This window comes from Bacteroidia bacterium, assembly GCA_023228875.1.
GTDB lineage: Bacteria > Bacteroidota > Bacteroidia > NS11-12g > UBA955 > JALOAG01.
Genome location: JALOAG010000021.1, coordinates 1 through 15,744, shown reverse-complemented (window position 1 = coordinate 15,744; position 15,744 = coordinate 1). Strand labels below are relative to the sequence as shown.

The following is a 15,744-nucleotide window of genomic DNA, read 5'->3' as shown; positions in this document are numbered from 1 at the left end:
ACAGCATAGCGCGAGCCATGCAAAAAATAGAGGCAACTGCGCAAAACACCTTTCGTTTTTTTATTGACTACATCACAACGCTCACAACTCCTATATAAACCACCCAAAAAACCAACTTAAAAAGCATGGTTGAAAAAACAAGTGTGCTTAAAACGCTTCTAATGAAGCCGTTTTTGATGTTTTTTTCTTTTTTTAGAGTGTTGTGCAACAGCTACCCGTGTTGGCGGTTCGGCTTTTTTGTTACCATTTTTTTCTTCTCGGTTTCCAGTTTCCTGCTGATTGTTTTCGGTCAATCCAATCAATTAAAGTTCCACGATGAATAGGTCTGTTAGGTTGTATAATTATTTGCTGTTTTTGTTGTATTGGTCTTGGTTGAGGCTTTGGTTGAAAAAGAGTTGGGGAATTGTTTGTCACTTTAACAAAAACGTCACGCTTTATACTTACCACATAAGTTTTTCCATCTTCTTGTTTAGGCACTAAACACCATAACGTATTTTTAATTTCGTCTGTTTCGTCCGTTGATAACCCAAGAAAGTCAAAAATTACAGGAACAAAACTATTAAGCCAATTTGATGGGAAAACTTCGTCTGGAAATTCTACATTGAAAACATTGTCATTGTTTGTTTTCGTGAAAAAAAAACTTTCTTTCCCTTTACGAAAACGTGGATAATCATTTTTTAAACGTGTTCCGTCAACAACCCAAAGCATATTTTTGTAAAACTTTTCACGAGAGATTCGTTCTTCGGGCTTTATTGCTGAATGTTGAAATTCTATAACAAGATTGTGTATTGTCCGAACGTCTGCAATATGTTTTTCGTCCGTTTGTTCGTCAAACAATGCTATTTCTTGGCATTCTGCTGGATAATTGTTTTTCCAATTACGATGCCATTCAGTTTCCGGTTCCCACCAACTGTCGCAAGATGTAATGCTACGATGTGCCCAATGCCAAACTTTTTTGTCGCCACATTTGGCAATTAATTCTGAACCACAACTTGGACAAGTTCCCTTAATCCCTTTAGTAGCTTCTGCTTTTGTGCCATTAATAATTGCGTATTTCATTATTTCTTTTTCTTCATAATAAAAACAACACCTGATGTTCCACCTGAACCTTGATACGATGAAGTTAACTCAAGTGTTTGAACAAGTTCAAATCCATTTTCTGCCATATAGTTTAATACTGCTGCGTATGATTTTTTATTTGTAAGTACTTCTGAATATTCTTCGCTAACTTTTAGCTGTTCTGGCGTATCTCCAAAATCAACATCTACTTTAAGTTTTTTAGAAAATGCTTTTCCTTGAACTCTGACATAGGCATATTAGTATGTCGTATCTTGAATTTGACTTTCTATTTTAGTCTTCTGAATATCTTGTGAATACGATGTTAAATTTACTGTCGTAATAAATGATAATGTCAAAAAAAATATTTTCATATCCGCTGTCTTATTAGATTTCTTGTTTGTGAGTGGTCGTCCTATGCTGACACACAACGTTTTTCGGGCTTTGCGTTCGGGCGGGTTTAGAAGCACAAAACTGTCACCCACTACTGAACTTGAATAGAAGCACAAAGCTCCAAGTTTGCACGTCACCCCGCCTGACGCAAAACCCGATGTGCCTGTTGCACAACCACACCCATAACTTCATTAGGCAAATATAAATCAATTATGCATGTATTAACAAAAGTGCAATTAATGTGCATAATTAATTGATTGTCAGCGTTGTATATTTTGTCTTAAAAATTTCTTTTCTTATCTTTGATGCATGCAGGGACGTAAGGATATTCAACCAAAAATGTTGTATCAAGTAAGCATTGACAGCTTGGTACCAACTGACAATTTTTATCGCTTATTATCACAAACCCTTGATACAGCATAGCGCGAGCCATGCAAAAAATAGAGGCAACTGCGCAAAACACCTTTCGTTTTTTTATTGACTACATCACAACGCTCACAACTCCTATATAAACCACCCAAAAAACCAACTTAAAAAGCATAGTTGAAAAAACAAGTGTGCTTAAAACGCTTCTAATGAAGCCGTTTTTGATGTTTTTTTCTTTTTTTAGAGTGTTGTGCAACAGCTACGCCTGTTATATGCAGGCTTTCTTTCTCGCATTAGTCGTGACTCCATCCTTTATCTATGCCAATTATTTTATTATTCCTGTCAACTTCTAATGTCGAACGATACCAAGCAAAATCTTCATATCCACTTTGTCCATTGTCTTTTGTTGAGTTCAGTAGTTTTCCGTCACCAGTATAATAGTAGTTTGTATTGAGAGTGTCTTTATAACCTTGTCCCTTATACAATGGTTCACCAATAATTTCTATAGCTTCGTCAATTGTCATTCCGACTTTAATTTTATCAAATTTTTCAGGACTATAGTCTTTAGCAAATTCCGTGTCAATATACTGATTTAGCAAATGTTTACCTTCTATCAATGGAACTTGTCCAAGAACAAAAGTAATTACGACTAAAAAAGCTATACAAATAGTTGATAAAAATTTTAGAACGATAAGTTTCATAGCATAACTTTTAATGTGTTATAAAAGTATCCAAGTAAAAAAATAACCGGAACAATAGGAAAAACGAATTTTGCAGCTCTCAATAAATTGTCCTTAAAATTCTCTTTAAACCAAATTGAAAAAGCTAAAGAACCCAAAACAGCAATTAATAATAAAATTCCTAATGTCACTATTGAAGCTTGTCCACTTGAGTAAATTGTCAAGCAAGTTGATACTACATATAAAAGTATTGATATTATTATTGTCTTCACGGTCGTCTGTTTTAGGCTTGCATATAACGGTTTGCAGATTTGCGATGTGGCGGATTAGGAGCAAGAATTTTCATTTTACAACTAATTTTCATTAGAAGCGAAATGCTTCACCTACTGCTAAACCCGCCATATACGCAAATGTGCTGTTACAAGCTGGGCTGTTTACTTAGCCCTTTGATAGTCTAATTGTCTTAAATTAAATCTCATTTTGTTATTGCTGGAAATATAACTCAAATTTGATAGTATATTATTAACTGTATCCATTTTGATTCTATTACCGAATGTCTGTATAAGTCTCTTACCATCAGAAAATTCAATTATAGCAGAATCTAAAGAAATGGTCAGCAAATACTCGGGTGTATGGGGCGCATTACAATTGCCCTGATCTAAAATTGAAGAGTCGCCAACGTCAATAGTCACCTGTTTAAATAAACTATTATTAGGTTTGAATAAATATATTACAGCCTTTTTATTAGATTCATTTTTTGCTTCGAATATTTTAAAACAAGACTTTGTATTTCCGTCATCGCCTTCTCTGCAACTTTGAAGAACCAAAGCGAGAGTGCACAAACTTATTAATGCAATATTTTTCATAACTATTGTAATACTGTCTCGTCCTAAAAAAAGTTTACAGGTTACAGGTTAAATCCTATTATTAGTTTACAGTTGTTTTTTAGTCCTGACATTGGTTTACGAATATAGTTTTTTTCAGATAATAATTCTTCCATAATTTCTCTGTTTTTAGTGGGCTTTGTGAATGATGTACTTGATTGGGTGTATGGTTACTGATGCTCATATGAGGTCTGTCGTCATTATAAAGGTTTATTACGCTATCCAATAATTCTCTGGCTTCCTTGATATTATTGACTTCATAAGCATCTAAATATTCTTCTTTGATGATTCCGTTTACTCTTTCTGCAATGGCATTTTACTCATTTTGTTTTTATTGTTTTTTCAATGGTATTCGTGATTCGCTTCGCTTAATTCTAAAGGATCTCCGTTTTCAGTCATACTGATTTGTATGTTGTAATCCTGCAATAGCTTTACATACTCTTTGCTGCAATATTGTATGCCTCTGTCGCTGTGATGCGTGAGTGGCAAATGGCTCTCTGCCCCTCTAAAGGCAGAGAGAGCCATTTGCAGGGCTTGGATACTCTCAATGGCTTCTATGTTTCAGCTACTTGATAACCGACTGTTTTATGAGAATACGCATCAGTAATAAAACTGATATACAAGTGTTCTTGAGGATTAATTTTCCAATAAGTAATATCGCTTACCCAAAGTTGATTGGGTGCTGTCGGGACAAAGCCTTTTATCAGGTTAGGATATTTCCTAAGCCAGTGATAGGAGTTGGTGGTTGTTATTCTACGCTTTCGTTTTCTTATCAATAAATAATTGGCTGCAAGTAGATTAAACAAGGCATCTCTACCTATTTTAATCCCATTTTCAAGCATAAATGGTTGAAGTTTGTCATAGAGCTTTCTCGTTCCTAATCTTGGATGATTTGCCCTTATTTGTCTTACTTGTTGCAGTATTAATTCTTCTTCAATAGTAGTATCTATGGCTTTCCACGAGTTTTGATAATATGCCTGTCGAGTGATACCAAACCAAGAACATAGCTTGGCAAATCCTATATTCTGAAAGTTGTTTTTCATTTCTTCAATGGTTTGGTATTGTACTTTTTTCGGATAGGAATATTAAATTCTTTTTCTGCAATATCAACCATTGTAGAAAATGCAATAGCTTTCATCTCAGCATCTTTGAGCCGGTTTTCTAACTCCGCTATTCTTTTTTTCAACTGAAGCGTTTCAAAGGCTTCGATTACTTTATCTTCCACTTTTACTTTTTTAGCCATAACCATATCAGTATTATTGGCTGTAAAATTAGGCCTTCTGGTTTTAACAGAACTATCGTAACCTAATTCTCGCATCCAACGAAGTAGCTGACCGTGTTCTTATTCCTGTCCGGTATATTTTTCCCAAATCTCTCGTTTAGTACAACCCGATTCAAGTAATTCTCGTAGAATGTGATGTTTCTCCGAATCACTAAAATACTTGTTCGGCTTTTGAATGATGCTTTTTCCAGTTTTTAGTCCTGAAATGACTTTACTTTTTTTGTCCATTTTTACACGTTTTGGTGTAAACCTATTTTAGGACTAGACACATTTCTGTCAACCTATTTCAGGACAAGTCACTATTTATTGTCTATTGGAGACAACTGCGGCAAATGCAAGTGATATTTTACTGATATCAATCGGAAAACTATTACTGTCAATGCGGCAATTATTTCTGTAATACCTGTCGATAAGTGCAAGTAATTACAAATGAAATAAACAACACCACCTGCAACACAAGCAAGAGCATAAATGTCTTTTCTGAAAATCAACGGCACTTCATTCAGCAAAACGTCTCTAACCACACCACCCACCGAACCTGTAATTGTGCCCATTATAATGCAAACCCAAAAAGGAAGACCGACATCTATGCTTTTCGTTATTCCAACAATAGTAAATAAACCCAGTCCAATGGTGTCGAACAAAAACAAAGTGCTGCCCCATTTGAATAGTTTGTCTTTAAATAATATTGTAGCAAAAAGAGCCACTCCTGTGGTTAAAAAATACTTAACATCAAGCATCCAAAAGGGCGGAACATCAAGCAAAATGTCTCTTAATGTTCCTCCTCCAATGGCTGTAACCAATCCGATAATGTAAGCTCCAAACCAATCTATTTGTTTGCCTGAAGCTAAGCGAATACCGCTAATGGCAAATGCAAATGTGCCTAACAAGTCTAATAGTATGGTGAATTTAAAGTCCAAATTCTTTTACCCGATTTTTACTGAAGTCATAGTGAGCGAACCCGCTACGGCTTTGTCGTTAAACAATTTCACATCTTCGCTTTTGTCTTGTAATGCCAATGAATACAATAATGGTAAATAGTGTTCGGGTGTTGGTATAGCCAAATCCCAGGATTTTCCTTGGGAGCGGAAATTGATAAGCGGCTTGTGGTCTCCACTTAGTATAAACGATTTCATTTTTTCATTGGCTTCTATTGCCCAGTCGTAGCCGAAAGAATCATTTAACCTTTTCCATTCCACCATTCTTAAATTATGAACGATGTTACCACTGCCAATAATCAGCACACCTTTTTCACGCAGTGATTTTATCTGCTGTGCCAATTCGTAGTGGTATTGTGGACTTTGACTGTAATCTATGCTCATTTGAATAACCGGAATATCAGCATTGGGATATAAATGCTTTATCACACTCCACGCACCGTGGTCAAGTCCCCATTTATCGTCTAAACCTACTTCGGTTTTTGTGATAAGTGATTTTGTTTGTTGGGCTAAATCAGGACTTCCCGGTGCGGGATATTGCACGGCAAAAAGTTCTTTAGGAAATCCACCAAAGTCGTGAATAGTAGGAGGGTTTTGCATTGCGGTTACAAAAGTTCCTTTGGTTTCCCAATGTGCCGAAATACACAAAATGGCATTCGGTTTAGGAATTTCTTTGGCAATATTTCTAAAGCCTGTTACAAATTCATTTTCTTCAATGGCATTCATTGGACTGCCATGCCCTAAAAACAATACGGGCATTTTTGTGGTATTGCTAAAGGTTTCTGATATCTTATTTAATTCTTTCAGTTTCATAGCTGCTGCGGTTAATGGTAATAAAGCTAATGTTTTTAAAAATGCCCTTCTTTTCATAATTATCTCATTAGACTTAATTTTTAAGCAGTATTTCTCTTGAAAATTAAATAATCCACAGAGTACTTTCCTGCTCCTAAAACGGCAATTACCAAATAAATAGTTCCGTAAAGCAGTGCCAACTCTTGTTTCCCAAAGCCATCATTGGCATGCACAATAAATGCCGCCACCAACATAGTAATTAAGGAAGGAATCGCGGCAAACCTAGTTGTTAAACCTAAAATGATAAGAATGGAACAAAACACCTCGGCAAAAACGGTAAGCACCAATGAAGTTGTTTCTCCCAGACCAAGCGGATCAGTAAAAGTGATTGCTCCATCGCCTATTAGTTTTAAAAATTTGCCCCAGCCATGGGTGAGCATAAAAGCGCCCACTGTAAGGCGAACTAATAATAAAACCAGGTTGATGTTTCTAGAATAAACTTCATTATAAAAAAGACTTCTTATCATTATTATGCTGTTTTGTTGTTGATCCAAATACTGCCGTTCTTTGTTTTCAATTGCTCCAATTCTCCTTTCGTACTCAATTCCTTCAGAAAAGTTCCACTTTCCGTTCTTGGCATGCCCGATAGTTCAGAAAACTCTTTTGCTGACAAACTACTGTACTGCGCAAATAGCGCTTTCCATTTTTTGCTGTACTCCTTTTTACGAATATCGGGATTCAATTTTAAAATCGCCATTTCATAAAAAGCATAAGGTCTTAAGCCGTATACCAACTCTTTGTTTCCGCTATCATCTATAAAATACATCGTTGGAAAACCTCTAACGCCCATGTCCCTAGCCAACTTTAAATCTTCTTCAAATAAGTCAGTGGCTTTGCCCTCAAAATCGCTTTTTAATTGAACTACATTCAAACCAACTTTTTGAGCTGCGGCTGAGATGTTTTCCCATTTCGCAATGTTCTTCTTTTTTAAGAAAACCAATTCTCTCAATTCGCGGAGAAACAATATGGCTTTCCCCTCACTTTGCAGTTGAGCTGCCTTAAAAGCAATGGATGGCGGATATGATGAATGAAGCGGGTCTTCCAACCATACATCTCCATCGATGGGCATATCGTAATGCTCACTCACCTCATCCCAATGAAGGGCTACATCTGCCGGCTTACTTATGCCGCCACTGTTGTAATTCCAATCGGGCAACAAACCGCCCATACGATACTCAATTTCAAGATAATCGCCATATTCCAATTTTAGTTTTCTCAACTGAGGCTCAATTCCCCAACAAGAAGAACAGATTGGATCGGTAAAGTAAACTAGCTTTAGCATTTTACTAGCTGATTTATACTGCACAACATTTTCACCTCCAGTAGCCGGAATTTCACACATTCCCGTCTCCGGATCGCACAATAGCGGATTTACCTCATTTACTTTCATAACAATACTCAATATTAAGATTGTTTGGTAAATTGAATTTCACCTGAAATTTTAACTTCCTCGCTCACTAAAACACCTCCGGTCTCCAAAGCTGTATTCCAGTTCAATCCCCAGTCTTTTCTGTTTATTTTACCGGTAAATGAAAAGCCGGCTTTATCATTCCCCCATGGATCTTTGTTGATTCCGCCAAATTCTACTTCCAACTTCACTTCTTTACTTACTCCTTTAATGGTCAACATTCCTTTTAAAAGGTATTCGTCATCCTCTTTATGCTCAAAAGTTGTGCTCTTAAAAGTGAGCTCTTTGTGCTTTTCTACATCAAAAAAATCAGCTGATCTAAGATGATTGTCTCTGTCTTCATTATTGGTGCTAATAGATTCTGCATCTACACTTACCACTAGCTGTGACTTAAAAAAATCATCTCCTTCTACATCGATTGAAAAGTTTTTAAACTCTCCTTTTACATTGGTAATCATCATGTGTTTTACTTTGAAAGTAAGTTCACTGTGAGTGGGGTCTAATACCCAAGTTTTTGTTGTTTCTGTTTCCATTTTTATTGCTTTTTAAATGATTAATAAAATTTTACACTACAAAGGTGCAATCATTTAAAGGGCAAGGGGTAACAGTATTTGGAAGAAGAGTTGTAAAATCAGGAAAGGAGCTTTTTCATCTCCTCGCGAAACTCGGTAGGGGTTTGTCCGGTTCGCTTTTTAAACACGTTGGTGAAGTAGGCTTTTTCGTTGAAACCCAGTTCAAAACCAATTTCTGAAATGTTTTTATCACTGTGGGTCAATTGATTTTTTGCTTCAATCAGTTTGCGGGTTTCAATAATCTCGGTTACCGTTTGATTAAGAATGTTCTTGCAAATCAAATTGAGATTTCTTGCAGACATAAATAGTTTTTCGGCATAAAAATCAACACCCAATGGTCTTTTGTAATTGTCTTCCAAAATTTGTAGAAAGCTTTGTAAGGTGGTGTTTTGCGATGCATTTGTTTCCTCGTCTTGTGGAGCGATTTTGTTTCTTTCAGCTTCAATCATGATAAACAAAGCACTAAGCAAATGCTTTATCACGCTCAGGTCAGGGTTTTGTTGCTGAGCCTCATTATTCATGATTTCGCAAATGACGGTCAGTCGTTTGAAACAATAATCATTGGGCAATTTGAGCATGGCATGATTGTGATAGCGAGCATAAAGCTGAAAAGTGATTTCCGGTATAAACTCACTTTTAAACCTCAGCACCCACATATCACATTTACCCTTTTTTACTTTCGGAATTACACGGTGAACCTTGCCTTTGGTAACAAAGCTGACTAATGGGGCATCCAGAAGAGTCGTTTTGAAATCAATAAAATGTTCTAATTGTCCTTCCATGCCAATAATCAACTCTTCAAAATCGTGTTGATGCGGATCATCAGGCGAAGCACTGATTTTGTTTGCTTCAGCAGCGTCCACTCTGAATATTTTAAAAAGTTGATTCATGATTTCAAAGTTATGGTTTTAACTGAGCGGTGGCAACAAAATGGCTCTTTTGGTTTTTTGAGTGTTAGCTCGTGTGTCGGAAAAACCAAATGTGCCATTTGTGTGGAGGGCTAAAATTACTCGTTTGTTTAATTTGACTTTTATTGGCACTCGTGAATCGCTTCGCTTATTTGTTTTAAAAAATGTGCGGTGGGAAAAAATAAAAATACAGAAGCGTTGGCTTTGGGTAGGCTGTCTAATGGTTCTCCCGTTACTTTATGTTTATTACTGTCGATCATTCTTGCTGTGTCGTCTTTTAGGCTTGCAGGTAACGTTTTGGGGCTTTGCGCAGTGGCGGATTTCGGAGCACAAAACCGTCAACCAGCACGGAACTTGAATAGAAGCACAAAGCTTCAAGTTTTCACGTCACCCCGCCTGACGCAAAACCTGTGTGCCTGTTGCACAACCACACCCATAACTTCATTAGGCAAATATAAATCAATTATGCATGTATTAACAAAAGTGCAATAAAAGTGCATAATTAATTGATTGTCAGTGTCGTATATTTTGTCTTAAAAATCTCTTTTCTTATCTTTGAAGCATGCAGGGACGTAAGGATATTCAACCAAAAATGTTGTATCAAGTAAGCATTGACAGCTTGGTACCAACTGACAATTTTTATCGCTTATTATCACAAACCTTTGATACAGCATAGCGCGAGCCATGCAAAAAATAGAGGCAACTGCGCAAAACACCTTTCGTTTTTTTATTGACTACATCACAACGCTCACAACTCCTATATAAACCACCCAAAAAACCAACTTAAAAAGCATAGTTGAAAAAACAAGTGTGCTTAAATCGCTTCTAATGAAGCCGTTTTTGATGTTTTTTTCTTTTTTTAGAGAGTTGTGCAACAGCTACCCGTGTTGGCGGTTCGTTGTTTTTTTCTTCATTACTATATTCCAAATTAAAATCGCTGAAAGTCCAGTTAATATAGCAAATAATTTCTCGAAGGTCGTTTTCGCAAAAATGTTTCCAATTGTATTTAGAACGAAAATTGCGAAGAAAGTCCACAAAATTACATTTATAACTTTGTCTGAGAATTTGTATTCTATAATGTTGTCTTTCATTAACAAAATAATTGATAAAAATATATTTATAAGAATTGATATTGTTTCAAAAACATACATTTCCGAATCATTTGTAAGTCTTCCACCCCAAGCTATGTCATAAGGAATAATTTTTAAAATAATGCAAATATGAAAAAGGATTACAGCCAGCAGCAATCCTAAAAATGTCTTAATTGAGTATTTTGAAATAAAATTCATATTCAGTTTTTAATTACAGTTAAGCTCAGAAAATAGAGAAGTTGTCAATTTATTCATTTGTCGTATGGCGTTATTTACAATGACCGCTAACGGTTCACGCATTGGCGAAGTGGCGGTAATCGAAGCGGAAATGTTGAATTTTGCACTAAACTTCAGTAGAATTACTACCGTTGAATTTAGCACTTAACCCGCCATTTTTCCAATGCGATGTTAGCCGATCGCCCCGTTTTCGGTCAAAGTTTATTTCTGTTTTATATTCAGTTTGTGGTTCTTGGATAAGAAATAAATCAAGTTCTTTTTTGTCGTTGAAACCACCTATTTTTTGTCTGTACGTTGTTGCAATTTTTGGATTTTCAATTTCAATTTTACGGTTTTTGCTGATTGTCAAAAATTCTTCTTCTTGGTCAATTCCTAAAAATCGTCTGTTCGCTAAATTAGCCGCAATCCCCGTTGTCGAACTACCCGCAAATGGGTCTAAAATCCAAGCGTTTGGTTTTGTTGAAGCTAAAATTAAACGTGTCAGAACCGAAAGTGGTTTTTGAGTTGGGTGTTTACCGCAAGATTTTTCCCAAGGTGCGATTGCAGGCAATTTCCAAACATCTTTCATTTGTTTGTCGGCATTCAATTGCTTCATTAATTCATAGTTGAAATAATGCGGAACTTTTTCGCTTTTCCTTGCCCAAATTATTTGTTCTGTCGAGTAAGTAAAGTAACGACAAGAAAAATTTGGTGGTGGATTTGTCTTTTCCCAAGTTACGATGTTCAAGATTTTGAAACCCAACTCTGTCAAGATTTGTCCAACGGAGAAAATATTGTGCATTGTTCCACTTATCCAAATCGTAGCGTCATCATTCATCTTATCACGAACTAACGAAAGCCATTTTCTGTTGAAATCGTTGATAAATTCAAACCCTTTGGATTTGTCCCATTTCCCTTTGTTTACACTTACAATTTGTCCGTTTTGAATCGACAAACCGTTGTTAGAAAGAAAATAGGGTGGATCTGCAAAAACCATATCAAACTTATGTTCAAATTCGGGCAATAAGTTCATTGTATCTCCGTGAAGAAGATAGAAATCTTTGTCGTCAGATTTGAAATAAGGTTTAAGCATTCATTATTTTTGTTAAAAATGTTTTAACTTCAGGATATTTCGTGTCAAGTATCTGTATTTTTTCAATCATCTCTTGATTTCCTTTGATTACAAAAAGGTTTGAAATACCCCCTTTGAAAGAATTGTCTTTTGTAGATAATTGAAGCCCGTCATTAGGGTTAGCTTCATTTTTTAAAACATCAAGAATTTCTAAAATGCCATTAAATCTTAATGATTGATTAGATACTTTCTTCAAAAAAGTTTTTTCATTTATTCTTTTAAATCCTTTTTTCTTTGAAAATATTTTGTTGGATAATTCAAGAATGATTTCAGGATATATTAAATCTTCAATCTCAATATTTGGCTTTAAATTTTTTTGGCTCGAAAAAACTGTATTTTGAGCATCAATAACAAAGAAATGTTTCGTTTCTATTTTGTCATATGTTTTTTTATTCAATTTATCATATTGTAGTCTGCCTTCTTCATCATTATCGTATAGCAAAATAAATTTAGGTTTATCTCCATCGGTTTCTGTAATAGAGTTATAGTAGTCTAGATACTTAATAAAGTTCGTAACTCCTCCTGTTGCAATTATATTACACATAGGCAAACCGAAAAAGTTGCATAGTTCAGTTATATATCGTTTATCTTCTTCTCCCTCAACAATTAAATTTTTCTTGCCAATAATTAAATTATCCTTATCCTCAATTCCCAATGTTTCTTTTATAAGGAAAATGGCATCATCTTTTTTTAGATCAATAAGCTTAGTATCAAGTATGTTTCCTTCTTGTTTTTTTCTAGTGGAAAAAGTAGGCGTTACACCTAATTCAAGAAGGAATAAATTCTTCATTTTATATCCATCAATAAATAATGGGCTGTGTGTAGTTATAAAGACTTGAGTTTTTTCAGAAATTTCTTTTAATCGTTGATTTAATTTTTTCTGTAAACTTGAATGTAGATAAATGTCAGGTTCATCAATAATTAAAATACAATTTTTCTTTGACGCTGTAAGCTTTTCAATAATTCTAAGATTAAGCAAGATATGACCTAGTCTTTGCAATCCAGCTCCTTTGGATTTTATTTCAGATTTTGTGTCATCTGTTAGAACAAATTCAATTTCTTCATTCAGAATTTCTCTGAAACGGTTTATACTTTTTGGAACAATAAATTTAATTCCCCAATTATTATGAAATTCTTTAAAAATAGGATCAATTGAGGTCGTAAGATCGTCTAAGATTTCTTGTAAAGTAGTTCTTGCTTTCTCTAATGAAGATTTCACATCTCCTTTTTTTCCTCTCATTCTAGTATTACCAAATTCAATATCAAGAAATTTGTCATCAATTAAGTAGTTAATAGTTTCGGGAAATGAAACGTTTATTGATGGTAGAAATAATACATTAATACTTTCTAATAATTTTTCACAATCTTTTGATGTAATATCTATTCCATCTTTTTTACCAGTAATTGAATATTGTTTAATAGAATTATCTTCAATATTTTTCACATTGAAGTCTTTTACAATGGAATAAGAGTTGTTTTTTTTAACATCTTTAATTGTGATTGAGATATGAGGGTAAACTGTTGCGCCCAAAGTCATTTGTTTGTATTCAGGTATGTCGTCTTTAAAGGAAAAATCAGTTTTATTAAAAAATAAACTAATAGCTCTTAGGACATTGGTTTTTCCAACATTATTTTGTCCACAAATAGTTATAATATTGTGTGTTTCATCAAGGTTTAATATCAGGTCGTTAATTGACCTATATCGTTTAATTTTTATGTTTTCAATTCTAATCATACGTTTTTAAAACTCAATTACTGTTTCGGCTTGAATTTTCTTGATGAAATTTTCAAGCGTTATCAAATTATACAAACTTGGAATAATGTTGTACGCTTCTTCCAATTTGTTTTTTGCCGAAAACCAACCTTGTCCGTCCGTAATCCAAACAAATTCGTAGCTTTCGTACTGATTGATTTTCGGTGCAACATCGGAATATGCTCTCGCTGTTTCGTTCAGTTTTGATCCTCCGCTGTTGTAATAATTGGTTTCGATCAAATAGGTTTTCTTTTTGGTTTTGATGACAAAATCAAAGCGTTTTACATCTGCTCCCAAGCTGATGATTTCGGAAAATATCGTATTGTTTACTTCCTTTTTGTAGAAAATTTCGGCTTTATCGAAAATAAGCGAAACGGCTTTCGACATATTATCTCCACCTCTGTTTTTTCTTGCGTTTGTGTCCAATCCAACTTCAATTCCGAAAACATAATCCACCAAATTGGTAACATCTTTGTTTCTGAAAACTTCTGCCAAACCTGTTTCTTCAATGTATTCCAAAATCAATTCGGGCGAAGTGAAATAAGTATCGAGCAAAACGATTTCTCCTTTGTTGTTGAATGTTTTGGCATTTTTGTTTTTGCGAATAGCAATCAAGATGTCCAAAACCTCAAAAACTTTCGGATTTTCTTCATAAAGTTCATTTACGGCTTCTTTCAAATTTTCTTTCCCAATCAAGTAATTCAACTGATTAAGTTTGATTGAAATTTTATTTACGTTGCTTTTGATTTTTCCGAAATCTGTGAAATAATCAAGTGTTGCGTTGGTTTCCGAAAGTTGCGATAAAAAGATTTTAAATTGCTCTGACATATTCTTTGTTATTCACTTGATTTGTAATTAGTAACTCCGTTAATTTTCCTCTTTTTGCAGGATTAGCGTTGATGCTTCTTTTCGCTTCAACTCTTTGAATATTAAAGTCAGAATACAAATCATCAAAAAAGTTGTCATTTTCATTTTTGCCTTTCACATCAGAATTACTCAAAATCCACGAATGATTTAAGATGTCCAATTTATTGCAAAAATCTTTTAGTCGAATTTGTTCGTTATCATTAAATTCATCTTTTGCATAAGAATTAAAACTTGATGTTTCGCTTAACGGTTTATATGGTGGATCAAAATAGAAAAGCGAATTTTGTTCAGCAAAATCAAGTGTTTGCTCAAAATCTCCACACAAAATTTCCACTTTTTGCAAAGCATTACTAACAGCCAAAATATTTTCTTTGTCGCAAATCGTTGGTTTTTTATAACCACCCATCGGAACATTGTACAAATTTTTACTATTCACTCTGTACAAACCATTAAAGCAAGTACGATTGAGAAAAATAAACAAAGCGGCTTGTCCGCTTTGTTCTTCTTTTCTTGTATTGTACAATTCCCTTTTTTGGTAGTAATAAAGTTTTTTGTTTTCTTCATTTCCTTCCAAAGTGTGATATTCATTTTGCAAAACTTGCAAAATCGAGATTAACTCTTTTGGGTTGTTTGCAATAGTTTTGTAAGTGTTTATTAAGTCTTCGTTGATGTCGTTTATCACGGCTTTTTTAAGATGAGGAAAGTTGTTTAACATCCAAAAAAGAACCGCACCGCTTCCAACAAAAGGTTCGATGTAAGTAAAATTTGTCCGTGTTATGTCTGTCGGCAAAGTTCGTTCAATGTCAGAAATGAGCTGGGTTTTTCCACCTGCCCACTTCAAAAACGGTTTTGCTATTTTATTTTCAGTCATTCTGCTCAATTTCGTAAGTTATGTTCCAAAATTACAATAAATTTTTCGGTTAGAAGTCGGTTTCAAGTTTGAATTTTGTCCGAATGTTGAATTTTAGCACTGTCGTTGTGGGGTGTCGGCTAACGTTTTGGCGCTTGGCGCAGTGGCGGATTTCGGAGCACAAAACTGTCAATACACCACAAAAGTTGATGCGAGGTAGAATGTTCAATTAACCACTGAACCCGCTTTTTTGCAAAACCGCTGTGCCTGTTGCACAACCACACCCATAACTTCATTAGGCAAATATAAATCAATTATGCATGTATTAACAAAAGTGCAATAAGTGTGCATAATTAATTGATTGTCAGTGTTGTATATTTTGTCTTAAAAATTTCTTTTCTTATCTTTGATGCATGCAGGGACGTAAGGATATTCAACCAAAAATGTTGTATCAAGTAAGCATTGACAGCTTGGTACCAACTGACAATTTTTATCG

General features: G+C 34.7%; 18 protein-coding genes. All 18 read right to left on the bottom strand.

All coding sequences use genetic code 11. From position 1 onward, the window contains the following. Nucleotides 1-240: 240 nt before the first annotated feature. The 18 genes from M0R38_11640 to M0R38_11555 all read right to left on the bottom strand — a co-directional run bounded on the left by M0R38_11640 (nucleotide 241) and on the right by M0R38_11555 (nucleotide 15,269). Nucleotides 241-1,059: a competence protein gene (locus M0R38_11640; protein ID MCK9482383.1), complete on the bottom strand. Its 819-nt coding sequence runs from the start codon at nucleotides 1,057-1,059 to the stop codon at nucleotides 241-243. A gap of 1,049 nt (nucleotides 1,060-2,108) precedes the next feature. Next, nucleotides 2,109-2,516 carry a hypothetical protein gene (locus tag M0R38_11635; GenBank protein ID MCK9482382.1) on the bottom strand — a complete coding sequence of 136 codons (408 nt, stop codon included), beginning with the start codon at nucleotides 2,514-2,516 and terminating at the stop codon, nucleotides 2,109-2,111. After that, nucleotides 2,513-2,767 carry a hypothetical protein gene (locus M0R38_11630; protein ID MCK9482381.1) on the bottom strand — a complete coding sequence of 85 codons (255 nt, stop codon included), beginning with the start codon at nucleotides 2,765-2,767 and terminating at the stop codon, nucleotides 2,513-2,515. Before M0R38_11630 ends, M0R38_11635 begins: the two co-directional genes overlap by 4 nt. 162 nt (nucleotides 2,768-2,929) lie before the next feature. Further along, nucleotides 2,930-3,361: a hypothetical protein gene (locus tag M0R38_11625; protein ID MCK9482380.1), complete on the bottom strand. Its 432-nt coding sequence runs from the start codon at nucleotides 3,359-3,361 to the stop codon at nucleotides 2,930-2,932. A 360-nt stretch (nucleotides 3,362-3,721) separates the two neighbouring features. Continuing rightward, a complete protein-coding gene (locus M0R38_11620; GenBank protein ID MCK9482379.1) occupies nucleotides 3,722-3,904 on the bottom strand; it encodes a DDE-type integrase/transposase/recombinase in 183 nt (60 codons plus the stop codon). 29 nt (nucleotides 3,905-3,933) lie between these two features. After that, entirely contained in the window at nucleotides 3,934-4,422 is a 489-nt protein-coding gene (locus M0R38_11615) for a hypothetical protein (protein MCK9482378.1), read from the bottom strand. After that, nucleotides 4,419-4,697: a hypothetical protein gene (locus M0R38_11610; GenBank protein MCK9482377.1), complete on the bottom strand. Its 279-nt coding sequence runs from the start codon at nucleotides 4,695-4,697 to the stop codon at nucleotides 4,419-4,421. Before M0R38_11610 ends, M0R38_11615 begins: the two co-directional genes overlap by 4 nt. A 263-nt stretch (nucleotides 4,698-4,960) precedes the next feature. Further along, a complete protein-coding gene (locus M0R38_11605) occupies nucleotides 4,961-5,581 on the bottom strand; it encodes a trimeric intracellular cation channel family protein (GenBank protein MCK9482376.1) in 621 nt (206 codons plus the stop codon). A gap of 6 nt (nucleotides 5,582-5,587) precedes the next feature. Next, a complete protein-coding gene (gene ygiD / locus M0R38_11600; GenBank protein ID MCK9482375.1) occupies nucleotides 5,588-6,412 on the bottom strand; it encodes a 4,5-DOPA dioxygenase extradiol in 825 nt (274 codons plus the stop codon). An 80-nt stretch (nucleotides 6,413-6,492) separates the two neighbouring features. Next, a complete protein-coding gene (locus M0R38_11595; protein MCK9482374.1) occupies nucleotides 6,493-6,918 on the bottom strand; it encodes a DoxX family protein in 426 nt (141 codons plus the stop codon). A 2-nt stretch (nucleotides 6,919-6,920) separates the two neighbouring features. Then, a complete protein-coding gene (locus M0R38_11590) occupies nucleotides 6,921-7,841 on the bottom strand; it encodes a DsbA family protein (GenBank protein MCK9482373.1) in 921 nt (306 codons plus the stop codon). A gap of 14 nt (nucleotides 7,842-7,855) precedes the next feature. After that, nucleotides 7,856-8,392 carry a YceI family protein gene (locus M0R38_11585; protein MCK9482372.1) on the bottom strand — a complete coding sequence of 179 codons (537 nt, stop codon included), beginning with the start codon at nucleotides 8,390-8,392 and terminating at the stop codon, nucleotides 7,856-7,858. 98 nt (nucleotides 8,393-8,490) lie between these two features. Further along, a complete protein-coding gene (locus tag M0R38_11580) occupies nucleotides 8,491-9,321 on the bottom strand; it encodes an AraC family transcriptional regulator (GenBank protein MCK9482371.1) in 831 nt (276 codons plus the stop codon). Between the two features lie 896 nt (nucleotides 9,322-10,217). Next, complete coding sequence (locus tag M0R38_11575; GenBank protein ID MCK9482370.1) at nucleotides 10,218-10,628, bottom strand: hypothetical protein; 411 nt, start codon at nucleotides 10,626-10,628, stop codon at nucleotides 10,218-10,220. Between the two features lie 145 nt (nucleotides 10,629-10,773). Beyond that, nucleotides 10,774-11,739 carry a site-specific DNA-methyltransferase gene (locus M0R38_11570; GenBank protein MCK9482369.1) on the bottom strand — a complete coding sequence of 322 codons (966 nt, stop codon included), beginning with the start codon at nucleotides 11,737-11,739 and terminating at the stop codon, nucleotides 10,774-10,776. After that, nucleotides 11,732-13,513: an AAA family ATPase gene (locus tag M0R38_11565; protein MCK9482368.1), complete on the bottom strand. Its 1,782-nt coding sequence runs from the start codon at nucleotides 13,511-13,513 to the stop codon at nucleotides 11,732-11,734. Before M0R38_11565 ends, M0R38_11570 begins: the two co-directional genes overlap by 8 nt. A gap of 6 nt (nucleotides 13,514-13,519) precedes the next feature. Continuing rightward, complete coding sequence (locus M0R38_11560) at nucleotides 13,520-14,359, bottom strand: type II restriction endonuclease (protein ID MCK9482367.1); 840 nt, start codon at nucleotides 14,357-14,359, stop codon at nucleotides 13,520-13,522. After that, entirely contained in the window at nucleotides 14,343-15,269 is a 927-nt protein-coding gene (locus M0R38_11555; GenBank protein MCK9482366.1) for a DNA adenine methylase, read from the bottom strand. The genes M0R38_11560 and M0R38_11555 overlap by 17 nt, the downstream gene beginning before the upstream one ends. Between the last annotated feature and the right edge of the window lie 475 nt (nucleotides 15,270-15,744).